Here is a 23332-nt window from a genome sequence, read left to right as displayed (position 1 = left end):
TTCTTGCTCTCGTCGTCAGTGGCGTTCACGCTTTTCTGGTTCAAAATGGTATCCAGCGCGATGGCTGTCTTACCCGTTTGACGGTCACCAATGATCAGCTCGCGCTGGCCACGGCCAATCGGCACCATAGAGTCAATGGCTTTCAAACCAATTTGTACTGGCTGATCAACCGACTGACGTGCAATTACACCTGGAGCAACCTTTTCAATTGCATCAGTTTCTTTTGCGTTGATTGGACCCTTGCCATCAATCGGATTACCCAGTGCATCAACGACGCGTCCTTCTAGTTCCGGACCAACCGGTACTTCAAGAATGCGACCTGTACAACGGGCTTTCTGACCTTCTGCCAGTGACTGGTAGTCACCGAGAATTACGGCACCGACAGAGTCACGCTCCAGGTTCAGTGCCATACCATAGACACCACCTTCGAATTCGATCATCTCACCATACATCACATCGGCAAGGCCGTGGATGCGGATGATACCGTCGGATACCGATACGATAGTACCTTCATTTTGCGCTTCAGATGAAACATCAAGATTATCGATTCTCTGCTTGATGATCTCACTGATTTCGGATGGATTCAGTTGCTGCATTTGCTCTGGTCCTCAATCCTAGGAATTTAATGCTTCGGCGAGTTTAGCCAAACGTCCGCGTATGGATCCATCAATGACGGTATCCCCAGCCCGTACCACTGCGCCAGCTATCAGGTTGCTGTCTACAGACACCTGCATATTGACGGTACGTTCCAGTTTCGCGCTTAGCGCACTGGCCAGCTTTTCTTGTTGTTCGTTACTGATAGCTGCAGCCGCGGTCACAGTCACCTCAAGGGTTTTCTCGCGATTGGCTCTCAGTACTTCGAACTGCTGATAAATATTTGGCAGTAGTTGCAGACGGCGATTTTCAGCCAAAACCTGAACAAAGTTCAGCGCTTTTGACGATAGGGAATCACCACAAATCTGTACCATTTTTTCTGCCTGCTGCGCCGCCGTATAACTGGGCGATCTCAGCAGTTTTTCCACTGCATCCTGTTGTGCTACGGCAGCGGCAACCGCAAGGCTGTCAGACCAGCCTTGCAGATCACCCGCGTCGGCGGCGAATTCAAACGCCGCTTTTGCATAGGGCCGAGCCAGAGTGCTCAATTCAGCCATGTCAAACCTCGGTTACAGCTGTGCTGCCAGATTATCGACCAGCTCGCGATTAACGTTTTCGTCGATGTTTGCCTGCAGGATTTTTTCAGCACCCGCAAGTGCCAGAACAGAAACCTGTTTGCGAAGCTCTTCTTTCGCACGGTTAACTTCCTGGTCAATCTCTGCCTGAGCAGCTTCTTTCAAACGATCGCCTTCAGCTTTCGCCTGTTGCTTCGCTTCATCTACGATCTGGCTTGCTCGCTTGTTAGCCTGCTCAAGAATAACCGCCGCTTCTTGCTTGGCTTCCTTGAGTTGCTCACCCGCTTTTTCCTGTGCCAGCTCGAGATCTCGAGAGGCACGGTCAGCAGCATCCAGACCATCAGCAATCTTCTTTTGCCGCTCTTCCATTGCACCGATAAGGGCAGCCCATACAAATTTCTTGCAGAACCATATGAAGAACAGGAAAGAAATCAGCTGCCCGAATAGGGTCAGGTTAATATTCACACCAACACCTCGTTCTTGGAGTTAAGTAAAAGAATCGGGATGTCAAAATTAAGCTGCGACACCTGGAGCAACAGCGAAGATCAGGTACATGCCGATACCCACACCGATCATGGGGATCGCATCGATCAGACCAGCAAGCAGGAACATTTTACCTTGCAGCATGGGACCCAATTCCGGTTGACGTGCGGTGCCTTCCAGCAGCTTGCCACCCAAGAGGCCCATACCAACAGCGGCACCCAGTGCGCCAAACCCAACCATAATTGCGGCTGCGATCATGATAAGTTCCATTTTTTTCTCCTAATACTAGAGTAAGTTATAAAGTTAAACGTAAATCAGTGATCTTCGTGCGCCATGCTCAGGTACACGATGGTCAAAACCATAAAAATAAATGCCTGCAGGGTGATGACCAGGATGTGGAATATCGCCCACCCCAACTGTAAAACACCACCGAACGTGCCCAGTATCAATCCCGCGCTATACATCATGGCAATCAGGATGAAAATCATTTCCCCGGCATACATATTACCGAAGAGCCGCAGACCCAGAGAGAAGGGCTTGGCCAGCAGGCCAACCAGCTCAAGGGCCAGGTTAATAGGGACGAATATCGCCTGTACCAGTGGGTTTTTTGCACTGAAAGGCTGAAGGGACAGTTCACCCAGGAATCCACCAACACCCTTCACTTTGATGCTGTAGTAGATAATCATCGAGAATACGGCCAAGGCCATGCCCAGGGTGATGTTGGGGTCAGTCGAAGGTACGATTTTCTGAAAGTGGACACCTGCCAGGCTCATCAAATACGGCACAACATCTACCGGTATCAAGTCCATAAGGTTCATCAGGAACACCCAAACGAAGATGGTCAGCGCCATCGGGGCAATCCAGGGGTTGCGGCCATGGAAGCTGTCTTTAACAGTCCCATCCACAAACTCAACCATCAGTTCTACAAAATTCTGCCAGCCGGTAGGAATACCTGTGGTCGCTCTTTTGGCTGCCCAACGGAACAACAAAGCGAAAACCAAACCCAGACCAATTGACCAGCCCAAGCTGTCCACATTGATTGCCATGAAGCCCATTTCTTTGGCTTCTGCAGCACTGTGCGCAAATCCCCAACCGTGCTCCGTATGACCAAACGTCAGGTTGGTCAGGTGGTGCTGAATATATTCTGTACCCGTCTGTTGCGTGTCGCCTGCCATTTCTTGTCTCTCAAACCAGCGAGGTCTATCTGTTAGCGTTCAATGCCTTAGCGGCATAAAACCACTGCACTATTACCATAGCGCCATACCCGAGAAACAATGCTGGCAAGTTTAATTCCTCAACATACTTAAATGTGAGGCCAAACAAAACCAACGTGAGCAACAACTTGCCCGTTTCTCCCCAGTATATGGCTCGCAGTATTTTCGGGGCCTGTCTGGCTCCCTGATAGCGAAATGCCCATCGTGTGAAGTAGGCATGGGGCATCACATAAATAATGCCGCCAATCATCAGAGAGCTGGATAAGGTTACATCTATCGGTAGTGTGATCAACGTGGCAACCATGAGTATTGCCAGTTCTATCAGCGCTATGCGACCTACCGGTGGTACCTTGATGGTAGCTTTCATAAAGTAGCTACCCCCCATCCGCATTGTTTGCCTGAGCCCATAATTTCACCGACCCAAACGGGCGGCAATTATAGGTAGTCCAATTTTCAGATTCAACAAATCTTTGCCATTACTGGCCAGTTCCAGCACCTTTGCGGCAAATAATGGCAATTGATGTAACTTATGATTAATCATCAATGATCACTATTTGATATGGTCGAGTATCCCTTCGAGCTCATCGAGGCTATTGTACTTCAAAACCAGCCTTCCTTTTCCCTTGGCAGAGTGTTCAATACGCACAGGAACACTCAGTTGCCCTTCAAGACGCTCTTCAAGACGCCTGATATCCGGATCTACTTTCTTTTCATTCGTTTTTTCTGGCTGGTTCTGCTCATGCTGCATGCGCTTTACCAGATCTTCAATCTGTCGCACAGACATGCCTCGCGCTACAGCCTGGCGTGCCGCCTCAACTTGACGGTCTCCTTCCAGCCCGAGCAGCACTTTTGCATGACCCATTTCCAGATCACCGTGTTCCAGTAATTTTTGTACTTCTTCTGTGAGAGCCGTCAGTCGCAGAAAGTTGGCTACGCTGCTCCGGGATTTACCCACTGCCTGTGCAATCTGCTGTTGTGTTAGCCCGAACTCTTCCTGAAGGCGTATCAACGCCTGGGCTTCTTCCATGGCATTCAGGTCTTCGCGCTGGATATTTTCAATCAGCGCCATGGCCATAGCCGATTCGTCGGAAACATTTCTGATCAGGGCGGGAATGGTCTCCAGACCGGCCAGTTGCGAGGCGCGCCAGCGACGCTCTCCAGCGATGATTTCGTAGCTGTCCTCGCCCAGGGAGCGAACCACGATCGGCTGCATGACGCCCTGTGCCCGAATTGAGTCTGCCAGTTCTTCCAAGGCTTCCGGGTGCATATCCCTGCGTGGCTGATACTTGCCACGACGCATGAATTCAACCGGAAGCTCTTTCAGATGCTCGTTGTCCTGACCAGCCTCGCTGGTGGATGAGCTCTCCTCTACCCCAAGCAGAGCATCCAGACCGCGCCCCAAACCTTTTCTCTTGACCATAACTTAACCTGTAGTTCCCGTTTGCGCCCTGGCGGCTTTTTCTCTACGAATGATTTCTCCGGCGAGCCCCAGGTAAGCCAGCGCTCCCTTTGAATGTTTGTCGTAAACCAGTGCCGGCTGTCCGTAACTAGGCGCTTCCGCTAAACGTACATTGCGGGGTATCGCGATGCGGTATACACGATCGCCAAAATGCTGGCGTAACTGGCCTGTCACCTCGTTGGTCAGACTGTTGCGTGGGTCATACATGGTGCGAAGTATGCCCTGGACCTGCAATCCCGGGTTTAGGAACTGGCCTATTTTTCCGATGGTTCCTACAAGAGCCGATAAACCCTCCAGGGCATAATACTCACACTGCATCGGGATAATCACGCCATCACAAGCCACCAGCGAGTTTACTGTGAGCAGACTCAAGGATGGGGGGCAATCGACGATGATGTAATCGTAGTTCTGTTTCACTCTAGCCAGGGCGTGGCGCAATCGACTCTCCCGGCTAGGAAGTTTCAACAGCTCTACCTCGGCTGCAGTAAGATCACCATTTGCTGGCAGTACGTCAAAGGCTCCCGACTCACAGCGATGCAGGGCCTTTTCTGTCACTGTATCGCCCGTGAGTACATCGAGTACACTGATCGCCAGCAGGTTTTTGTTGATTCCACAACCCATGGTGGCATTACCCTGGGGATCCATATCCACCAACAAGATTCTTTTGTTGAAGGTGGCAAGGGATGCTGCCAAATTGACACTGGTGGTGGTTTTACCCACGCCTCCCTTCTGGTTGGCGATGGCAAATGTCTTGGTCAAAGCGGGGTCCTCAAGCAGGTGCTATCTCTACCAGGTGTCGCTGACCCTCCACCCCTGGCACTTCTAGCCGATGTGAGGCAATGACATTATAGTGTTTTGGCAACTCACTCAACTCCTGCTGGGGGTATTGGCCCTTCATCGCGTAATAGCGACCTCCAGTTGCCAGCAGGTGTGAACATTTTTCCACCATATCGAGCAGGCTGCTGAAAGCCCTGCTGATCACAGCATCAAAGTGTGTATCTGGTTGGTAAGCTTCAACCCGGCTCTGCACTTCTCGGACATTATCAAGGTTCAAGCTATTTCTTGCCTGAAACAGAAAGCGGGTTTTTTTGCCATTGCTGTCCAGCAGAGTGAACTTGCGGTCTGGAAAACAGATCGCCAGAGGGATACCAGGAAGGCCCGGCCCTGTCCCTACGTCGATCAGCTCATTGCCCTGAATATATTTGGCAATACTTAGGCTATCCAGTAGATGCAGGTATAACATTTCATGCGGATCTCGCACAGCCGTGAGGTTATATGCCCTGTTCCACTTTTGTAGCAGCGACAGGTAGTCCAGCAGTAATGCAACCTGCTGATCACAGAGGGGAAGTTCAAGCGCATCAAGGCCTGCCCGCAATTTAGAAGCCAAATCAGCCATACGTCAGGCTATTTTCTGCTCGGATACGGATTTCTTTTTAAGGTAAATCAGCAGCAATGAGATGGCCGCTGGGGTTACGCCAGGAATCCTGGACGCTCTGGCCAAGGTATCCGGTTGCGCCGCCGCCAGTTTCTGCTTGACCTCGTTGGATAATCCTTTCACCGAGTCATAGTCGAAATCTGCCGGTATCGGTGTATTTTCCTGGCGCTGCATGCGTTCGATTTCTTCCTGTTGGCGGTCGATATAGCCAGCGTATTTGGCATCAATTTCAACCTGTTCCGCCACATCACCAGGAATCATTTCTTCGTTCATTGTACTGATATCGCTATAGCCCAGTTCCGGACGCTTCAGCAAGTCATGCAGGCTGTACTCCCTGCTTAAGGTTGCCCCTGTTTTTTGCTCCAGCACACCAGCTTGCTCACTGCCCGGTTGTACCCAGGTGGTTCGCAGGCGTTGCTGCTCACGCTCTATCTGTTCGCGTTTTTTTGCAAAGGCCTGCCAACGGCTGTCATCCACGACACCGAGTTGCCGCCCGGTTTCTGTCAATCTGAGATCCGCATTATCCTGACGCAGTAAAAGACGATATTCGGCCCGGCTGGTAAACATCCGATAGGGTTCACGGGTACCCATGGTAATAAGATCATCGACTAGCACGCCGATATAGGCTTCGTCCCGGCGGGGACACCAGGGCTCTTTTCCCTGAACCAGAAGACCCGCATTGATGCCTGCCAGTAACCCCTGTGCCGCCGCTTCCTCATAGCCGGTGGTGCCATTGATCTGACCTGCGAAATACAGTCCGTTGATAAACTTGTTTTCCAGAGAATACTTCAGATCCTGAGGGTTGAAGAAATCGTACTCGATGGCATAGCCGGGCCTGGTGATATGGGCATTTTCAAATCCGGATATTGAGCGCACCAGTTGCATCTGCACATCAAAAGGCAAACTGGTAGAAATACCGTTAGGGTACAATTCGTGGGTACTCAAACCCTCCGGCTCAATGAAAATCTGGTGGCTTTCCTTATCGGCAAAGCGCACGACTTTGTCCTCGATGGATGGACAATAACGGGGGCCAATGCCTTCGATCACGCCGGTATACATGGGTGAGCGATCCATGCCGCTGCGAATAATGTCATGGGTGCGATCATTGGTGTAAGTCACATGGCAACAGGTTTGTTCCGGGTGCTCATCGACCGAACCGAGAAAAGACATGACCGGTTCCGGCTGGTCACCCCACTGTACCTGCAACCCACTGAAGTCTACGCTCCGTGCATCAATACGCGGCGGGGTGCCTGTTTTCAACCGGTCGACACGCAAGGGTAACTCACGCAGTCGTTTCGCCAGATCAATGGATGGCGGGTCACCCGCTCTGCCACCGGCATAGTTTTCCAGCCCGATATGAATTTTTCCGCCCAGAAATGTTCCTGTCGTTAATACCACCGCCTGAGCCATAAATCGCAGGCCCATCTGGGTTACAACCCCGGTGACGCGATGATCGTCAACGATGAGATCTTCGGCTGACTGCTGAAAAATCCAGAGATTGGGCTGGTTTTCCAAAATACTCCGTATAGCCGCCTTGTAGAGCACTCTATCAGCCTGAGCCCGGGTTGCTCTCACTGCAGGCCCTTTGCGAGAGTTAAGAACCCGGAATTGTATGCCACCTAGATCGGTGGCCTTCGCCATGGCACCACCCAAAGCATCCACCTCTTTAACCAGGTGGCTCTTCCCAATACCACCAATGGCGGGATTACAGGACATCTGCCCCAACGTTTCGATGTTGTGCGTCAATAACAGGGTTTTGCAGCCCATTCTAGCTGCTGCAAGGCAGGCTTCCGTTCCGGCGTGGCCACCCCCAATGACAATGACATCAAAGTTGTCTGGATAGTCCATTGTGGGTAACACCTCAAGGGGAAGTGAAAAAGGGGCGCCATTATACGAAAGATTGACTAAAAAATAATCGCCTTTCGTTGAAGGTTTTTTCAGTATGAAGGAGATGAACTGATGATGTGAGTAAGATTATGAGCAAAGAAAAATAAATAGATATATATGTATAGATATATAAGTTCTTAAACTTATAGTTATATATAGAGGGAACACTTTCTGTGTAAAACCCTTTTTTTGCTAATAAAAACAATATTTTATCCCACTTAAAACCCTCGTAGTAACCTGCATGATAGCTGCCTCTTACCCTTGAGTTAGTCGTGGATAAAAGGCCACTTTATCCCCAGAAAAGCCAGATGCAGAGTTATACACAATTTCATCCTGAGGTTATTCATGGGTTTGTGCCCCCTATTACCCACAAGTTAATCAGTGGTGTGGGTAACCTGTGTTCATATGTGGATAACTTTGTGTATAACCAGGGTGGAGGAGATATTTTTGCCAACCCCATATGATTCGTTGATCTTGGGCAGGTTTTTCATTAAAATCGCCCGCCCTTTGCAAGGTATTACACAGTTAACGGAAGTCAGTCATGAAAAGAACATTTCAGCCCAGCGTGCTCAAGCGTAAACGTACTCACGGTTTCCGCGCTCGTATGGCCACCAAAAATGGCCGTCAGGTGATTAACCGCCGTCGTGCAAAAGGTCGGAAGCGCCTAGCGGCCTGATAGATATCATCTATCAGGGCAGACATGTGCCCGAGTTTACTTTTGGAAGAAATAAACGCCTACTGACAGCCCGGTCTTACCGGGCTGTTTTTGGTGACACGCGCTATAAGGTTGCTCACCCAAACCTGTTGCTGCTGGCAAGGCCCAATCAGTTCTCATACCCCAGGCTGGGTCTGGTGGTCGCCAAGAAAAATATCCGTCACGCAGTAGATCGCAACCGTGTAAAACGGGTGGCGCGCGAGACATTTCGCTCTGCCCAAGGTTATTTAGATTCACTTGATATCATTTTTCTAGCACGTCAGGGTCTCGATCAACTGACACACAGTGAGCAAACCAGCTTGCTTAATCAAAGCTGGCAGCGCCTGTGCCGAATGCTGGAAGCGGAAAAATGATACGTGCTGCAATCATCTCTTTAATCAGAGGTTATCAATACCTTGTCAGCCCGCTCCTGGGTAATCGCTGTCGCTTTCACCCGACCTGTTCCTGCTATGCCATTGAAGCAGTAAATCACCACGGAACATTAAAAGGGGGTTATCTAACCCTGCGTCGGCTTATAAAATGTCACCCTTTTCACCCCGGGGGTTATGACCCGGTACCAGAACCAGAACAAACTCAGAGTTGAAATAACTATGGATTGGCAACGTTCGCTGCTTATTGGCGCCATGCTCGTGGTGCTTTACATGCTGTTCCTGGAATGGAACACATTTCAGGAAGCCCATAAGCCCCAACCAGACAATAGTATGGTTGAGGCGTTGGTACCGGAAACACCGGACCTGACTCCCGCGGCAGAAACGGCGAGTGACCTGCCGGAGGTTGTTGTCGATTCAAACACCCCGCAAACACCAACCCTTTCAGTTGAGCCGACAAAAAGCCGACTCGTTACCATCACTACAGATGTGTTGAAAGTCATCGTTGATACCCATGGTGGTGATATTGTTCGCATAGAACTACTCAAGCATTTGACGGAACTGGAAAACAGCACAGACCCGTTTATTCTGCTTAATCGCACTGCTACCACTACCTACATTGCCCAGAGTGGGCTGATTGGTCCCAATGGCACTGATACCAGCAAAAATCGCCCAATTTTCGCGGCGACATCAGACATTTTTTCCATCGCTGCCGATCAACAAAGTCTTCAGGTCGATATGACCTATCAGCTGGGTGCCGTTTCTATCATCAAGCGCTATACCCTCAACCGTGGTGATTATCTGCTTGATGTCTCCTATCTGGTGGACAACAAGAGTGATCAGCCCTGGAAGGCGGCACTATTTGGTCAAATAAAGCGCGACAGCCATCAACCCCAGGCCACTAATGGTATGGGTATGAGCCCCTACCTGGGAGCGGCGTTGCGTACCACCGAAGAAAACTACAAAAAGCTGGATTTTGAAGACCTGCAAAAAGAGGCTTTCAAGGAAAACCTGACCGGAGGATGGGTGGCGATGATCCAGCACTACTTCATAAGTGCCTGGGTTCCTGATCAGACGGCCGTCAACCATTTTAATCTGCGCAAGCTTGGTAATCAGGATCTTTATGCGCTAGGTTTTACCTCTCCGCAGATTGATGTAGCCCCCGGCACAACAGGTGAACTGAAAGCCTCTTTTTATGCTGGTCCCAAGGATCAGTATCGGTTGGAGGAAATATCACCTTACCTGGACCTCACCGTCGATTATGGTTGGCTCTGGTGGGTCGCCAAACCCATCTTCTGGGTTCTTTACCATATACAGGGACTCATCGGTAATTGGGGTTGGTCGATCATTCTGCTGACAGTTCTTATCAAGTTGGCTTTTTTCAAGCTGTCGGCAACCAGTTATCGTTCAATGGCTAATATGCGGAAGCTGCAGCCAGAGATGGCACGTTTAAAAGACCTCTATGGAGATGATCGGCAAAAACTTTCCCAGGAAACAATGAATCTGTACAAACGGGAAAAAGTAAACCCCATGGGTGGCTGCCTGCCTATCCTGGTTCAGATGCCCGTCTTTATTTCCCTTTACTGGGTGCTGTTTGAAAGTGTTGAGTTGCGTCACGCGCCGTGGATTCTCTGGATTAGTGATTTGTCAGTCAAAGACCCCTACTTCATCCTGCCACTGTTAATGGGTGCCAGCATGTTTGTACAGATGCGATTGAACCCAACGCCACCGGATCCCACCCAGGCGAAGATCATGCAGATGATGCCAATAGCATTTACTTTCTTCTTCATGTTCTTCCCAGCCGGCCTGGTGTTGTATTGGACGGTGAACAACCTGCTGTCCATTGCTCAGCAGTGGGTCATCACACGTCAGATTGAGGGCGCACCGGCAAAAAAATAAGATAGGGGCTCCTTCGGGAGCCCTTTTTCTCGGAGGTTGGGTTTTGGATCAAGATACCATTGTCGCAGTTGCCACGGCCCCCGGTAGGGGTGGTGTTGGTATTGTGCGGCTATCCGGCAAGAACATCCTGCCTTTTATAGCGTCTGTTGTTGGAAAAAATCTGGATCCGAGAAACGCCACATTTTGTGATTTCCTGGATTCAGGTGGAGAGGTAATTGATCAGGGGTTAGCCATTTATTTCAAGGCGCCAAACTCCTTTACCGGCGAGGATGTGTTAGAACTCCAGGGACATGGGGGGCCGGTAGTCCTCGACCTTCTGGTGAGGCGCGCGCTATCTCTGGGTGCGCGATTGGCTGAGCCGGGAGAATTCACTAAACGGGCATTCCTTAATGACAAGCTTGATCTGGCTCAGGCAGAAGCGGTTGCTGATCTAATTGATGCTTCTTCCAGTGAGGCGGCTCGATGCGCTGTGCGATCTTTGCAGGGTGTTTTCTCAAACCGAATACATGAACTGGTTGAGGGATTGATATCCCTTCGGATTTACGTTGAAGGCGCTATCGACTTTCCAGAGGAGGAAATCGATTTCCTTGCCGATGGTCAGGTATTGACGCAGCTCTGCGTCCTAAATAAAAAGCTGAGTGAAGTGCTTAAACAGGCCCAACAGGGCAGTTTATTGCGCGATGGGATGACCGTGGTTATTGCCGGCAAACCCAACGCAGGCAAATCGAGCCTCCTCAATGCGCTTGCGGGTAGGGAGCGTGCCATCGTCACCGATATTGCCGGCACTACTCGCGATGTGCTGCGGGAGGAAATCAGTATTGATGGCATGCCATTGCATGTCATTGATACTGCGGGCCTGCGGGAGACAGGGGATATCGTCGAGATGGAGGGCATACGAAGAGCCTGGCAGGAAATCGAAAATGCAGACCGGGTGCTTTTTGTTATCGATAGTACGGACGACTATTCCCTGCAGGCTAAGCAGATCTGGCCAGAGTTTTATGAGCGCTATCCTGATAAAACCAATATCAGTTTTATTCTGAACAAGGCTGACCTGTCGGGGTTACCCTGTGGTCTGGATGAAAGTGCCGCTACCCCGGTAATAGCGTTGTCGGCCAAAGGGGGCTTGGGGCTAGACGCCTTAATTACCCACCTCAAGGATTGTATGGGTTATACCGGTGGAGGTGGGGGAACATTTATCGCACGACGCAGACACCTTGATGCTTTGCACCGGGCACAAACCAGCCTGGTAGCAGGCCATACCCAGCTGCAGGAGGCAGGAGCAGGGGAGCTGTTGGCGGAAGATCTCAGGCTGGCCCAGCAGGCCCTGGGCGAAATCACGGGCGAGTTCTCCGCAGATGATATGCTGGGTAGAATCTTTTCCAGTTTTTGTATTGGCAAGTGACTCTTGCTAGAGGCTCGGTCACCAAATTCTAAGAACCTAGCAAGAACAATACCTTAGAAGTTTCTCGACAGATAACCCCCTGCATGTCCACTAGATACCAACAGGTTATCCATAGGATATGGTCAAAAAACAATCAAAAAATTATTTTTATCTGTGCATAATATAAGTCAATTGATATTTGGTAACCCAATGATAAACAACAAGTTATTATTTTTTGTTCCTTCGCAAAAATTATGAACAGGTGTGGATAAGCAGGGTTATTCCCGATAGACTATCGGCACAAAAAAGAGCGTAGCAGTTAGCGACAATCGAACGGATAAAACAAAAAAGGGGTTGGGCTTGGCACAAGTACTTTGGGAAAAATGTCTGGGTTGCTTGCAGGAAGAGCTACCCGCCCAACAATTCAATACCTGGATAAGACCCCTGACGCTGAATATTCCTGATGGCCAACCGGCCGCACCCGAAGACAGCACAAACAACATTCAACTCCTTGCCCCGAACCGGTTCGTCAAAGACTGGGTATCCGACAAGTTCCTTGATCGCATTGTTGAGCTATTCCAGCAGATTAGCGGTAAGCGTTGCTCAGTGACCGTGGAATCCGGAACGCTCTCACCGGCGGTGAAACTGCCACCGGTGGACATTCCAAAGGTAAATGCGCCCGTAATTGAAAGTACAACTCGCGTCCAGGTCGTTCCTGACACCCGAAATTCGGGAGTAGAAGGTGGGCTAAATCACCAAAGCAATATAAATGAAACGTTCACGTTTTCTTCATTTGTGGAGGGTAAATCCAACCAGTTGGCTTTAGCGGCATCCCGTCAGGTGGCAGAGAACCCGGGTAGTTCATATAACCCGCTCTTTATTTACGGAGGTGTTGGGCTCGGTAAAACGCACCTCATGCACGCGGTAGGGAATGCGCTTCGACAGCAAAAGCCCAACGCAAAAATTATTTATCTTCACTCAGAGCGTTTTGTTGCCGATATGGTAAAAGCTCTGCAGTTAAATGCCATCAATGATTTCAAACGGTTTTACCGTTCCGTTGATGCGCTGCTAATTGATGACATACAGTTTTTTGCTGGCAAAGAGCGATCCCAGGAAGAGTTCTTTCACACCTTCAATGCCTTGTTGGAAGGCGGGCAGCAAATGATCCTCACCTGTGACCGCTACCCCAAGGAAATAGATGGCTTGGAAGAGCGGCTGAAGTCTCGTTTCGGTTGGGGCCTAACCGTAGCTGTAGAGCCACCCGAGCTGGAAACCCGGGTGGCTATTCTGATCAAGAAAGCGCTGCAGGCTAAAGTTGAGCTACCCACGGATTCGGCTTTTTTTATTGCCCAGCGTCTGCGTTCTAATGTTCGAGAGCTAGAGGGTGCACTAAAAAGGGTGATAGCAAGCGCTCACTTCACAGGCAGGCCCATTGATATAGATCTTATCAGGGAGTCGTTGCGGGACCTGCTGGCGCTGCAGGACAAGTTGGTCACGATTGATAATATTCAACGAGTAGTCTCTGAATACTACAAGGTAAAGTTGTCAGAACTATTATCGAAAAGGCGTAGTCGTTCCATTGCCAGGCCTCGGCAGGTTGCCATGGCTCTGGCCAAAGAGCTCACCAGTCACAGCCTTCCGGAAATCGGAGAAGCTTTTGGTGGCCGCGACCACACCACGGTTTTGCATGCTTGCCGCAAGGTGAAAGAATTGCAGGAAACCAGTCGAGAAATCAGCGATGATATCAAGCAGTTGATGAGAACATTAACGACCTAAAAAGCTGATTAAATAAACGCCTGTCCTTGGTACATTTATCGCTCATAATAAGCAACCTCTTTACTTTTACTCTTCTAATAGTTGGGATGAATAACGGATGAAGTTCAGCGTATCGCGAGAAGAATTTTTAAAGCCGCTTCAGCTGGTAGTTGGTGTAGTAGAACGCCGTCAGACACTGCCAATCCTGTCCAATGTTTTGATCTCCTTAAAAGATGGTCGGCTATCTTTAACAGGTACTGACCTTGAAGTGGAAATCATCGGCCAACTCAAGATGGAGAGTATGTCCGACGAGGGAGAAATTACCGTACCAGCAAGAAAGCTGATGGATATTTGTCGTTCACTACCCGATGGAAGTGAGTTGTCCCTGCAGGAAGAAGCTGCGGGCCGTTTGCTCATTACTAGTGGTCGCAGTCGTTTTACTTTGTCCACACTCCCAGCCAGCGAATTCCCCAGTGTTGATGGTGGTCCAGGTAATTGCGAGTTCAACATTGATCAGGGCCTTTTTAAGCAGTTGCTGGACAGTACAGCATTTGCCATGGCACAGCAGGATGTCCGCTACTACCTTAATGGCATGTTGCTCGAAGTGGGCGACGGCCGTCTCAGGGCAGTGGCGACAGATGGCCACCGCCTCGCCATGAAAGATGCTTCATTGCCGGGAGTTGATCAGTCCCCGATCCAGGTCATTGTTCCGCGCAAGGCAGTTATAGAGTTATCCCGGCTGATGGGTGGAGAAGGAGAGGTTACGGTAGTTCTCGGTAATAATCATATCCGTGTCACCACCCCAGAGTGCTGTTTTACTTCAAAACTGGTTGATGGCTCCTATCCGGATTATGAGAGGGTTTTACCCAAGGGTGGAGACAAGCCATTAACTGGTAATCGTGAAGATCTTCGCCATGCCTTCAGTCGCACATCCATTCTTTCCAATGAAAAATATCGTGGCGTACGCTTAGTACTCGGAGATGGCGTATTGACCATGACGGCTAACAACCCTGAGCAGGAAGAGGCTCAGGAGGAAGTGGTGGTTAACTACAACTCCGGCGAGCTCGAGGTTGGCTTTAATGTCAGCTATATCATAGATGTTCTCAATGTGCTGAAAGGCAAGGATGTACGATTCGTGTTATCAGATGCCAACAGCAGTGCATTGATGCAGGATCCGGAAGACGAAAGCGCGGCTTATGTTGTCATGCCCATGCGTCTCTAAAAAAGTGGGTCCGTGTAGCACACTATGCCCCTGACAAAACTGGATGTTAGCGGCTTGAGAAATCTCAAGCCGATCCAGCTCCATCTCAGCCCAACACTCAACCTGTTTTACGGTAGCAACGGAAGTGGTAAAACCAGTCTTCTGGAGGCTGCCTTTTTGCTGGGGCGAGGGCGCTCATTTAGAAATCGACAAATTCAGGCAGTGATCAATGAGGGTCAGACCGGGTGTACGGTCTTTGGTCTGTCGAGGGAGTCGAGTGGCAGGGAAATTCCTCTAGGTGTAACACGCTATCGGCAAGGTAGTGGAATCTTCAAAGTGGGTGGGGTATCAGTCAATACGGCATCATCGCTGGCAGAGGCTCTCCCAATTCTGCTGATCAACCAGGATGGTTTTAATCTGCTGGAGGGCTCACCACAGCATCGCCGTCGCTTCCTTGATTGGGGTGTGTTCCACGTGGAACAAGGCTATCAGCGACAGTTTCAACGATTCCAGCGTACCCTTAAGCAACGCAATTCACTCCTTCGGCATGTTAGAATAGACACTGACTTACTGGCTACTTGGGACAAAGAGCTTGTCGATTCTGCGGAGCAGATAACCGCGGCAAGAGAAGGTTACCTAGAGCGACTTCTTCCTGTGCTGAATGATGTGTTGCAGGAGCTGTCGCCAGAGTTGCAGGATATCAGGTTTGCGCTGTTTAAGGGTTGGGATGAAGATAAGACCCTATCAGAGATTCTGTTGGAAGACCGAAGTCGAGACCAACAGTTTAAGACTACGCATCACGGGCCACACCGGGCAGACTTGAGAATACGTATAGATAGACATAATGCCAGTGATGTACTGTCCAGAGGACAATTAAAAATACTGGCTATAGCCATGTTGGTTGCTCAGGGGTACTTGTACCACCAGAAAACGGGACGGCATGGCTTATATCTAATAGATGATTTAGCAGCGGAATTGGATTTGAGGCACCGCATGTTAGTGACCAGGCTGCTAGGGCGGCTGGGGGCGCAGGTGTTTATAACAGGTGTCGACAAACACGTATTGTTGGGGCTGTGGGAAGGGTCGCCGCCACAGGCCATAAAATTGTTCCACGTGGAACAGGGTGAAATCACGGAAGAGGCTGGTGATTGAGCCCATATTCGGGCTATTAATGTCGTTACAGGACAAACCATGAGCGAAGAACAGAATTACGACTCGTCCAGTATCAAGGTCCTAAAGGGTCTCGATGCGGTAAGAAAGCGGCCAGGAATGTACATCGGTGATACTGATGATGGCACAGGCCTACACCATATGGTGTTCGAAATAGTCGATAACTCTATCGATGAGGCGTTAGCCGGTCATTGCACAGAAATCAGAGTTATCATTCACCCGGATGAGTCAGTCACGGTGGTTGATAATGGCCGTGGTATACCCACAGAGATTCACGAAGAGGGGGTGTCTGCGGCAGAAGTCATTATGACGGTACTGCATGCTGGTGGTAAGTTTGACGATAATACCTACAAAGTATCGGGTGGCTTACATGGTGTGGGTGTTTCGGTAGTAAATGCACTGTCTTCTGTGTTGCGTCTCACCATCCGTCGTGGAGGTAATGTTTACGAACAAACCTATCATCATGGCGTACCCCAGGAACCATTGAAAATTGTTGGCGAAACCAAAGAAACTGGCACTGCGATTCACTTTATCCCCTCACCAGAGACTTTCAGCAACATCAAATTTCACTTTGAAATGCTCGCGAAACGGCTCAGGGAGCTGTCTTTCCTGAATTCAGGCGTGCGCATTGTGCTAATGGATGAGCGCACAGGAAAAGAAGATGTGTTTGAGTATGAGGGAGGTCTGAAAGCCTTCGTTGAGTACCTGAACGTTAACAAAAATACCATCAACCAAGTCATGCACTTCGATATGCAGCGGGATGACGGTATTGGTGTGGAAGTTGCCCTGCAGTGGAATGACAGCTTTCAGGAAAATATTTTCTGCTATACCAATAACATCCCTCAGAGAGATGGCGGTACTCACTTGGCAGGATTTCGTGCCGCGCTGACACGCTCCCTGAATAACTACATAGAAAAGGAAGGTATTGGCAAAAATGCCAAGGTCAGCACCACGGGGGATGATGCACGCGAAGGTTTAACCGCGATTATCTCTGTCAAAGTGCCGGATCCGAAATTCTCGTCACAGACCAAGGACAAACTGGTCAGTTCTGAGGTAAAAACCGCTGTAGAACAGGAAATGGGGGCCCAGTTTGGCGATTACCTACTGGAAAATCCCCAGGATGCGAAAAGTGTTGTAACCAAAATGGTTGAAGCAGCTCGCGCTCGGGAAGCCGCCCGTAAAGCCCGAGAAATGACGCGCCGCAAAGGAGCTCTGGATATCGCAGGGTTGCCGGGTAAGTTGGCAGACTGTCAGGAAAAGGACCCGGCATTGTCAGAGCTTTATCTGGTGGAGGGTGATTCTGCGGGTGGATCTGCCAAGCAGGGGCGGGATCGACGCACACAGGCAATTCTGCCGTTGAAAGGTAAGATTCTGAACGTAGAAAAAGCTCGTTTTGACAAGATGCTGTCCAGTGCAGAGGTGGGAACACTGATTACTGCTCTGGGTTGCGGCATCGGGGCTCAGGAATTTAACCCAGAAAAACTTCGTTATCACACCATTCTGATCATGACCGATGCCGATGTGGACGGCTCTCATATTCGCACGCTGTTGCTGACGTTCTTTTTTAGACAGATGCGGGAGCTAGTGGAGCGTGGTCATATCTACATTGCCCAGCCGCCCCTCTACAAGATCAGCAAAGGTAAGCAGGAGCAATATCTTAAGGATGATCAGGCACTTACAGACTTTCTCACCCAGTCAGCACTGGAAAATGCCAGTTTGCACGTCAGTGCTGAGGCGCCGGGAATTAGCGGTACTGTTCTGGAGTCACTGGTGACGGAATACCGCCGTGTGATGAGTATTATTGAGAGAATGTCCCGGGTTTATCCAGAGGGAGTATTACACAAAATGGTGTACTTGCCGGCTCTGGATACGCAGGCCCTGTCAGACCGCGCAACTGTTGCAAAGTGGTGCAGTGAGCTGTCTGCCAGCTTGGAGCTGGATAATATTGCCGGAGGACACCGTTATCGAGTGGAAGTGGAGGAAGATACTGAACGGCATATCTACCGGCCATCTATCGAAATTACGGCACATGGCGTACCAACCACGTATCGTATCAGCCATGACTTTTTTGCTTCCGGCGAATATGCCGCTATTCGATCATTGGGGGAGAAACTCCAGGGGTTGTTAGAGGAGGGTGCCTACGTTCAACGCGGTGAGCGTAGTAAACCCGTGAGCAGCTTCAGTGAGGTGATCAACTGGTTAATGCAGGAATCCCGGAGGGGTTACAATATTCAGCGCTATAAAGGTCTGGGTGAGATGAACCCGGAGCAGTTGTGGGAAACCACCATGAACCCTGAAACCCGCAGAATGTTGCGGGTGACCGTGGAAGATGCCATAGCGGCAGATCAGATGTTCAATACCCTAATGGGTGACCAGGTAGAACCGCGTCGAGAATTTATTGAGAGCAATGCGCTTCTTGTGACGAATCTTGACGTCTAACCCATTGATATAAATAAAAAAAACGGCTTAAAGGCCGGTTTTTTTATGACGGGATGTATACTTGTCAGCAAGGATTACTCTTCACGCTGACGCCAGAGATCACCATCGGATTTACGACGACCCTTACCCTGCCGGCGATCGTCCTTGCTTGGCTCAAAACGAATATCTTCACGCCGATCTGTTTTTTTTCGACGTTGGTCGGAGCGGCGTTCTGGGCCTGTGTAAGTACCATTATCTAACGGTGACATAGGTTTTTTCTCCCTGAATATTATTGATACAGTCTAGGCTAACCCGCTAACACCCGCCATATACAGAACGTTATCTTGGCTATTAACGCACATCAAGCCTGTCTTGCTGCCCTTCGATCCATTCTTTCACTTCTTCGGTAAGCGCCTGGCTTTCCTTATCGGTAGTGCTGATAGGCTTGCCAATGACGACATGAACCACACCGGAACGCTTCAGTAACTGATGAGATGGCCAGCAGTATCCGGCATTGTGGGCAATGGGGACGACAGGGACCTTGGAGGCAATGGCCAGTGCCGCACCGCTGCGTCCGTATTTCCCTACTTTGCCGTAAGGGGTGCGCGTGCCCTCGGGATAAATCACAACGCGATTACCTTCGGAAATACGCTGTTTTCCCTGTTGCATCACCTGAACCATGGCTTGCCTGGGATTGCTGCGATCAATAGCGATGGGGTGCATAAGGCGAATACCCCAACCAAAAAAAGGGATTTTCAGCAGTTCCTGCTTCAATATGGTACTAACTGGCATAAACAGGCGCTGCAGGAAAAAGGTTTCCCAGGTGGACTGGTGCTTGCTGAGTACAACACAGGGGCCATCGGGAATGTTTTCCAGGCCCTCTACTTTGATTTTTACCCCGCAGGTCAGACTCAGGGAACGAACAATCAGCATACCGGCGGTCGTCAGCATGTGATGACGGTTTATGTAACTGAGGAAAGGTCCAGACAGGGAAGACAAAACACCGAAAAAAATAACGATCAGAAAATACAGCACATAAAAGCAAATGGAGCGCAGATACATGATGGGTGTATTCATGTTAGCTGTCCTGTGTTGTCTCAAGCAGGTTGGTGACGGCAGCCGACAGGTCGTCAAAAACCGGCGCAGTTGCCAGTTCGGATTCGGGCTGTTGTGCCAACTTGCTTTCCGTTGCTGCGCCCTTGCCGGTTCTGACCAAAATCGGAGAGCAGTGGTATTTGAGTCCGGCTTGCAGATCCCGCAGGCTATCGCCGATTAATGGCACACCAGCGAGGTCTGTAGAAAACTCCTCTGCAATTGCAGCCAGTAAACCAGGGGCCGGTTTGCGACAGAGGCACTGGTCATCTGGCGTATGTGGGCAATAAAAAATGCCGGATAACTCGCCGCCCTGTTCCAGTACCAGCTCGTTCAGTCGGGCGTGCATGGCTTCCAGCTCGTCAAGGTCAAACAGGCCGCGACCAATGCCGGACTGGTTGGTGGCAACCACCACGGTATAGCCGGCATTGGAAAGACGAGCGATGGCTTCGATACTGCCGGGGATCGGCACCCATTCTTCCAATGATTTAATGTAGTTGTCGGAGTCCTGATTAATGACACCGTCCCGATCGAGAATAATAAGCTTCATGGCTTACTTGGCGGGAACCAGCAGTGAAATATCTGCCACTTCCAGGAACAGTTCCCGCAGCTGCTGTAGCAACACCAGACGGTTATTGCGAACAGCAACATCATCCACCATGACCATCACGTCATCAAAGAAGCGATCCACAGGTTCCCTGAGGGAGGCCAGCTTTTTCAGGGCATCGGTATAGTCGCGGGTCTTCAGTAGAGGTTTAACCTGATTACTGAGTTCCACCAGTGTTTTTGCCAGTACCTGCTCAGCAGGATCATTGAGCAGCGTGTTATCAATGGCCGTGTTGTTAAATGCCGTGTCCTGTTTGGTAAGAATATTGGAAACGCGTTTGTTCGCAGCGGCCAATGCCTGTGCTTCCGGAAGCTGGTTGAAGGCATTAACAGCCTGTACCCGCAGGTGAATATCCAGGGGGTTACTGAGCTGGCGTGCTGCAACGGACAGGAAAACTTCTACGGGGATAGACTCATCTTCGTACCAAGCGCGGAAGCGGTCAACCATGTAAGTAAGTACTTGCTCTACGACTTTATCAGAGCCCGTCTTGATTGATGGTAAATCGTGAGCCGAAGCGGCAAGGGTTAGGGCCGTGCGCAAATCCAGGTCCAGTTTTTTCTCAACCAGAATGCGCAGCACACCCAGGCTGGCACGACGCAGGGCGAAAGGGTCGCGGGAGCCAGTCGGTGGCTGGCCAATACCGAAGATGCCAACCAATGTGTCCAAGCGATCGGCGATGGCCAGTGTAGCACCGGTGGCTGTTTGCGGCAGTTGGTCACCGGCGAAGCGGGGCAGGTACTGTTCCAGTAATGCTTCCGCTACCTCGGCATGTTCGCCATCATTAACGGCATAGTAGCGCCCCATGATGCCTTGCAAATCATCAAATTCGCCGACCATTTCGCTGACCAAATCCGACTTGCACAACTGGGCAGCGCGGGCCGCCAGTTTTGGATCGGCACCGGTGCTGCCAGCCAGCGATTCAGCCAGTCGGGCTACCCGCTCTGTTTTGTCATACAGCGTGCCGAGTTGCGCCTGGAAGACAATGGACTTGAGGGCATCCCGGCGTGATTCCAGAGATGTTTTGCGATCAGTGTCATAGAAGAAGGCGGCATCGCTGAGCCGTGGACGGATCACGCGCTCATTGCCATCCACCACTTGTGCGGGATCGCGACTCTCAATGTTTGCCACCGTGATAAACAGAGGGAGCAAATTATCCTCAGCATCTACTGCATGAAAGTATTTCTGGTGCTCTTTCATGGAAGAAATCAGTGCTTCAGGCGGTACTTGCAGGAAGCGTTCTTCAAAGCGACCCACCAGCGGAATCGGCCATTCATTCAGCGCGGTGACTTCATCCAGCAAACTGTCATCGATGACTGCGTTACCGCCGGCTTCTTTGGCGGCGATAGTAACGCCTTTCCGGATCAGTTCACGGCGTTCGGAAAAGTCCGCAATCACGTAGGCACTGCGCAACTGTTCCGCGTAGCTTGAGGGAGAATCAATGGTAATGGCTGCCGGTGCGTGAAAACGGTGTCCGCGGGTTTGCTGCCCGGCATCGAGGCCGAGAACTTTCGCTGGCACCACGCGGTCGCCCAACAACATCAGCACCCAATGAACCGGCCTGACAAATTCTTCGCGGCGGGCACCCCAGCGCATGCGTTTCGGAATAGGCAGGGCAGCCAGGGCTTTTTCCACGATAGTACCGAGAAGGGATTCAGTGGCTTCGCCTGCCTGGGTGGCGCGGTGACATAGCTTGTCCTGCTTGCCATCGTTCTCCACTTTGCTGGAAAGTTCGTCAATAGCAATGCCGTTTTTACTGGCAAAGGCTTCGGCGGCACGGGTTGGCTGGCCATCCTTGAAGGCAACATTGACCGGTGGTCCCCAGGCGATGATTTCCTGGGTCGGAGTTTGTTCATCCAGTGCTTTGATGCAGAGAGCCAGTCGACGGGGTGCGGCGTAACTTGTTACCTCTCCAAAGGTCAGCTCGCGTTCTGAAAGCTGGGCGAGGATTTCATCGCGAAAAGCTTCAGATAGGCTCAGCAGCGCCTTGGGTGGCAGTTCTTCGGTACCAATTTCAACCAGAAAATCAGCGCTCATACCTTAACCTCCGCAGCCAGACGGGTAACTTCTTCTGCCAGGGCCTTAGGCGCCAGAGGGAAGCCTAGGGCAAGGCGTGAATCAAAATAAGCCTGTGCTACGGCGCGGGCCAAGGTGCGAACCCGCAGAATAAAACGCTGGCGCTCGGTGACTGAAATAGCGTGGCGAGCATCCAGCAGGTTAAACGCGTGGGAGGCCTTCATAACCATTTCGTATGCCGGTAAGGGCAGTCCCTTTTCAATCAACCGCTGACTTTCCTGTTCGTAGACATCGAAACTCTTGAACAGAAAATCGACATTGGCTTCCTCAAAGTTGAAGGTGGACATTTCTACTTCATTTTGGTGAAACACATCGCCGTAGGTGACATCGCCCTCAGGGCCATGGGTCCACACCAGATCATAGATACTGTCCACACCCTGCAGGTACATGGCAATACGCTCCAGACCATAGGTGATTTCACCGGTGACCGGGTAGCATTCCAAACCGCCAACTTGTTGAAAGTAGGTGAACTGGGTAACTTCCATGCCGTTTAGCCAGACTTCCCAGCCCAGACCCCAGGCGCCCAGGGTTGGTGATTCCCAGTTGTCCTCAACAAAGCGGATATCGTGAATGGCGGTATCAATACCCAGCATGCGAAGCGACTCAAGGTACAGGTCCTGAATATTGTCGGGGGACGGCTTGAGTACTACCTGGAATTGGTAATAGTGCTGCAGCCGGTTGGGATTTTCACCGTATCGGCCATCGGTGGGACGGCGACAGGGCTGAACATAGGCGCTATTCCAGGTTTCCGGCCCGATAGCCCTTAAAAAGGTAGCGGGATGAAATGTGCCGGCACCCACTTCCATGTCCAGTGGTTGCAGAATGACACAGCCATGCTGAGCCCAGAATTGTTGCAGGGCCAGAATCAGCCCCTGAAATGTTGAAACGTCCGCTGATGCCTGTGACACCTGGCTTCCCCTATTGGCGTGCAAAGCTGGCAATTATAAGGCTGCAACCCACGAATAGTAAGGGGTTTCCCCCCTGTTCGCTGACCGGATGTGGGATT

The 23332-nt window shown here is 50.6% G+C and carries 24 protein-coding genes; 9 read left to right on the top strand and 15 right to left on the bottom strand.

The genetic code is table 11. The features are described from left to right. From ACYZYZ_RS10495 to mnmG, 10 genes are all read right to left on the bottom strand, one after another. Positions 1-596, bottom strand: a 596-nt coding sequence (locus ACYZYZ_RS10495) for an HAS-barrel domain-containing protein (protein ID WP_461484207.1), incomplete at its 3' end; no start/stop codon positions are given. A gap of 18 nt (positions 597-614) precedes the next feature. After that, positions 615-1151 (bottom strand): F0F1 ATP synthase subunit delta, encoded by a 537-nt coding sequence (locus ACYZYZ_RS10490; protein WP_305170341.1) that lies wholly within the window; start codon positions 1149-1151, stop codon positions 615-617. Positions 1152-1163: 12 nt separating this feature from the next. Beyond that, the gene (locus ACYZYZ_RS10485) at positions 1164-1634 is read right to left on the bottom strand and encodes a F0F1 ATP synthase subunit B (RefSeq protein WP_461484206.1); all 471 of its coding nucleotides are present in this window, start codon (positions 1632-1634) and stop codon (positions 1164-1166) included. Between the two features lie 48 nt (positions 1635-1682). Then, entirely contained in the window at positions 1683-1922 is a 240-nt protein-coding gene (gene atpE / locus ACYZYZ_RS10480; RefSeq protein ID WP_305170339.1) for a F0F1 ATP synthase subunit C, read from the bottom strand. A gap of 44 nt (positions 1923-1966) precedes the next feature. Continuing rightward, positions 1967-2827 carry a F0F1 ATP synthase subunit A gene (gene atpB, locus ACYZYZ_RS10475; protein ID WP_305170337.1) on the bottom strand — a complete coding sequence of 287 codons (861 nt, stop codon included), beginning with the start codon at positions 2825-2827 and terminating at the stop codon, positions 1967-1969. A gap of 25 nt (positions 2828-2852) precedes the next feature. After that, positions 2853-3233: an ATP synthase subunit I gene (locus ACYZYZ_RS10470; RefSeq protein ID WP_461484205.1), complete on the bottom strand. Its 381-nt coding sequence runs from the start codon at positions 3231-3233 to the stop codon at positions 2853-2855. Positions 3234-3416: 183 nt separating this feature from the next. Further along, positions 3417-4286 (bottom strand): ParB/RepB/Spo0J family partition protein, encoded by an 870-nt coding sequence (locus ACYZYZ_RS10465; protein ID WP_461484204.1) that lies wholly within the window; start codon positions 4284-4286, stop codon positions 3417-3419. Positions 4287-4289: 3 nt separating this feature from the next. Beyond that, positions 4290-5084 carry a ParA family protein gene (locus ACYZYZ_RS10460; RefSeq protein ID WP_305170334.1) on the bottom strand — a complete coding sequence of 265 codons (795 nt, stop codon included), beginning with the start codon at positions 5082-5084 and terminating at the stop codon, positions 4290-4292. A 10-nt stretch (positions 5085-5094) separates the two neighbouring features. Next, entirely contained in the window at positions 5095-5721 is a 627-nt protein-coding gene (gene rsmG, locus ACYZYZ_RS10455) for a 16S rRNA (guanine(527)-N(7))-methyltransferase RsmG (RefSeq protein WP_461484203.1), read from the bottom strand. Between the two features lie 3 nt (positions 5722-5724). Next, positions 5725-7608, bottom strand: a complete 1884-nt coding sequence (gene mnmG, locus ACYZYZ_RS10450; RefSeq protein WP_461484202.1) for a tRNA uridine-5-carboxymethylaminomethyl(34) synthesis enzyme MnmG — start codon at positions 7606-7608, stop codon at positions 5725-5727. A 580-nt stretch (positions 7609-8188) separates the two neighbouring features. Here mnmG and rpmH point away from each other — a divergent pair. The 9 genes from rpmH (at position 8189) to gyrB (ending at position 18575) form a co-directional block, all read left to right on the top strand. After that, entirely contained in the window at positions 8189-8323 is a 135-nt protein-coding gene (rpmH, locus tag ACYZYZ_RS10445) for a 50S ribosomal protein L34 (RefSeq protein ID WP_305170331.1), read from the top strand. Positions 8324-8349: 26 nt separating this feature from the next. Beyond that, the gene (rnpA, locus tag ACYZYZ_RS10440) at positions 8350-8715 is read left to right on the top strand and encodes a ribonuclease P protein component (RefSeq protein WP_461484201.1); all 366 of its coding nucleotides are present in this window, start codon (positions 8350-8352) and stop codon (positions 8713-8715) included. Further along, positions 8712-8945: a membrane protein insertion efficiency factor YidD gene (gene yidD, locus ACYZYZ_RS10435; protein ID WP_305170329.1), complete on the top strand. Its 234-nt coding sequence runs from the start codon at positions 8712-8714 to the stop codon at positions 8943-8945. Before rnpA ends, yidD begins: the two co-directional genes overlap by 4 nt. A 7-nt stretch (positions 8946-8952) precedes the next feature. Continuing rightward, complete coding sequence (yidC, locus tag ACYZYZ_RS10430) at positions 8953-10629, top strand: membrane protein insertase YidC (RefSeq protein WP_461484200.1); 1677 nt, start codon at positions 8953-8955, stop codon at positions 10627-10629. A 43-nt stretch (positions 10630-10672) separates the two neighbouring features. Then, a complete protein-coding gene (gene mnmE / locus ACYZYZ_RS10425) occupies positions 10673-12031 on the top strand; it encodes a tRNA uridine-5-carboxymethylaminomethyl(34) synthesis GTPase MnmE (RefSeq protein WP_461484199.1) in 1359 nt (452 codons plus the stop codon). Positions 12032-12370: 339 nt separating this feature from the next. Beyond that, positions 12371-13786: a chromosomal replication initiator protein DnaA gene (gene dnaA / locus ACYZYZ_RS10420; protein ID WP_305170325.1), complete on the top strand. Its 1416-nt coding sequence runs from the start codon at positions 12371-12373 to the stop codon at positions 13784-13786. A gap of 97 nt (positions 13787-13883) precedes the next feature. After that, complete coding sequence (dnaN, locus tag ACYZYZ_RS10415) at positions 13884-14987, top strand: DNA polymerase III subunit beta (protein ID WP_461484198.1); 1104 nt, start codon at positions 13884-13886, stop codon at positions 14985-14987. Positions 14988-15011: 24 nt separating this feature from the next. Next, positions 15012-16118 carry a DNA replication/repair protein RecF gene (gene recF / locus ACYZYZ_RS10410; RefSeq protein WP_461484197.1) on the top strand — a complete coding sequence of 369 codons (1107 nt, stop codon included), beginning with the start codon at positions 15012-15014 and terminating at the stop codon, positions 16116-16118. 39 nt (positions 16119-16157) lie between these two features. Beyond that, positions 16158-18575, top strand: a complete 2418-nt coding sequence (gyrB, locus tag ACYZYZ_RS10405) for a DNA topoisomerase (ATP-hydrolyzing) subunit B (RefSeq protein WP_305170322.1) — start codon at positions 16158-16160, stop codon at positions 18573-18575. A gap of 74 nt (positions 18576-18649) precedes the next feature. Here the strand turns inward: gyrB and ACYZYZ_RS10400 are convergent, their stop codons facing one another. The 5 genes from ACYZYZ_RS10400 to glyQ all read right to left on the bottom strand — a co-directional run bounded on the left by ACYZYZ_RS10400 (position 18650) and on the right by glyQ (position 23234). Further along, positions 18650-18823, bottom strand: coding sequence for a hypothetical protein (locus ACYZYZ_RS10400; RefSeq protein WP_305170321.1), 174 nt, complete (start codon positions 18821-18823; stop codon positions 18650-18652). Between the two features lie 82 nt (positions 18824-18905). Continuing rightward, positions 18906-19631 carry a lysophospholipid acyltransferase family protein gene (locus ACYZYZ_RS10395; protein ID WP_461484196.1) on the bottom strand — a complete coding sequence of 242 codons (726 nt, stop codon included), beginning with the start codon at positions 19629-19631 and terminating at the stop codon, positions 18906-18908. 1 nt (position 19632) lies between these two features. Further along, positions 19633-20196: a D-glycero-beta-D-manno-heptose 1,7-bisphosphate 7-phosphatase gene (gene gmhB / locus ACYZYZ_RS10390; RefSeq protein WP_305170319.1), complete on the bottom strand. Its 564-nt coding sequence runs from the start codon at positions 20194-20196 to the stop codon at positions 19633-19635. A gap of 3 nt (positions 20197-20199) precedes the next feature. Then, entirely contained in the window at positions 20200-22287 is a 2088-nt protein-coding gene (glyS, locus tag ACYZYZ_RS10385; RefSeq protein WP_305170318.1) for a glycine--tRNA ligase subunit beta, read from the bottom strand. Next, positions 22284-23234: a glycine--tRNA ligase subunit alpha gene (gene glyQ / locus ACYZYZ_RS10380; RefSeq protein WP_461484195.1), complete on the bottom strand. Its 951-nt coding sequence runs from the start codon at positions 23232-23234 to the stop codon at positions 22284-22286. The genes glyS and glyQ overlap by 4 nt, the downstream gene beginning before the upstream one ends. Positions 23235-23332: the final 98 nt, after the last annotated feature.

Source organism: Porticoccus sp. (genome assembly GCA_023261185.1).
In the GTDB taxonomy this organism is placed as follows: domain Bacteria; phylum Pseudomonadota; class Gammaproteobacteria; order Pseudomonadales; family Porticoccaceae; genus Porticoccus; species Porticoccus litoralis.
Note: the sequence above shows the minus strand (reverse complement) of the source record. Positions and strands in the feature narration are given on the sequence as shown.

Bases quoted from the DNA above. Each gene is read 5' to 3' on its own strand.
- ACYZYZ_RS10490 (WP_305170341.1), bottom strand. From the start codon at position 1,151: ATGGCTGAATTGAGCACTCTGGCTCGGCCCTATGCAAAAGCGGCGTTT.
- atpE (WP_305170339.1), bottom strand. From the start codon at position 1,922: ATGGAACTTATCATGATCGCAGCCGCAATTATGGTTGGGTTTGGCGCA.
- atpB (WP_305170337.1), bottom strand. From the start codon at position 2,827: ATGGCAGGCGACACGCAACAGACGGGTACAGAATATATTCAGCACCAC.
- ACYZYZ_RS10470 (WP_461484205.1), bottom strand. From the start codon at position 3,233: ATGAAAGCTACCATCAAGGTACCACCGGTAGGTCGCATAGCGCTGATA.
- ACYZYZ_RS10465 (WP_461484204.1), bottom strand. From the start codon at position 4,286: ATGGTCAAGAGAAAAGGTTTGGGGCGCGGTCTGGATGCTCTGCTTGGG.
- rsmG (WP_461484203.1), bottom strand. From the start codon at position 5,721: ATGGCTGATTTGGCTTCTAAATTGCGGGCAGGCCTTGATGCGCTTGAA.
- mnmG (WP_461484202.1), bottom strand. From the start codon at position 7,608: ATGGACTATCCAGACAACTTTGATGTCATTGTCATTGGGGGTGGCCAC.
- rpmH (WP_305170331.1), top strand. From the start codon at position 8,189: ATGAAAAGAACATTTCAGCCCAGCGTGCTCAAGCGTAAACGTACTCAC.
- yidD (WP_305170329.1), top strand. From the start codon at position 8,712: ATGATACGTGCTGCAATCATCTCTTTAATCAGAGGTTATCAATACCTT.
- yidC (WP_461484200.1), top strand. From the start codon at position 8,953: ATGGATTGGCAACGTTCGCTGCTTATTGGCGCCATGCTCGTGGTGCTT.
- dnaN (WP_461484198.1), top strand. From the start codon at position 13,884: ATGAAGTTCAGCGTATCGCGAGAAGAATTTTTAAAGCCGCTTCAGCTG.
- recF (WP_461484197.1), top strand. From the start codon at position 15,012: ATGCCCCTGACAAAACTGGATGTTAGCGGCTTGAGAAATCTCAAGCCG.
- gyrB (WP_305170322.1), top strand. From the start codon at position 16,158: ATGAGCGAAGAACAGAATTACGACTCGTCCAGTATCAAGGTCCTAAAG.
- ACYZYZ_RS10400 (WP_305170321.1), bottom strand. From the start codon at position 18,823: ATGTCACCGTTAGATAATGGTACTTACACAGGCCCAGAACGCCGCTCC.
- ACYZYZ_RS10395 (WP_461484196.1), bottom strand. From the start codon at position 19,631: ATGAATACACCCATCATGTATCTGCGCTCCATTTGCTTTTATGTGCTG.
- gmhB (WP_305170319.1), bottom strand. From the start codon at position 20,196: ATGAAGCTTATTATTCTCGATCGGGACGGTGTCATTAATCAGGACTCC.
- glyS (WP_305170318.1), bottom strand. From the start codon at position 22,287: ATGAGCGCTGATTTTCTGGTTGAAATTGGTACCGAAGAACTGCCACCC.